General features: G+C 46.3%; 1 protein-coding gene. It reads right to left on the reverse strand.

What is annotated here, in order from left to right; all coding sequences use genetic code 11:
- Nucleotides 1-214, reverse strand: a 214-nt coding sequence (locus tag V6255_RS18815; protein WP_341629467.1) for a SulP family inorganic anion transporter, incomplete at both ends; no start/stop codon positions are given.

Genomic DNA, 214 nt, shown 5'->3' on the forward strand with positions numbered 1-214 from the left:
CAAAAAGGTATTGAACACAATGCTCACTCACTAATGCAACCATTACGACAGCAATCGCACCCGTTCCGCCAGAGATCATACCTGGACGACCACCGAATATAGCAGTAACTAAACCCACCAAAAATGCAGCGTATAAACCAATCATTGGTTCTACACCTGCAACGAACGCAAAAGCCACCGCTTCAGGAACCAGTGCAAGTGCAACAGTTAAACC

It is taken from the genome of Psychromonas arctica (assembly GCF_038155225.1).
GTDB classification, from domain to species: domain Bacteria; phylum Pseudomonadota; class Gammaproteobacteria; order Enterobacterales; family Psychromonadaceae; genus Psychromonas; species Psychromonas arctica_B.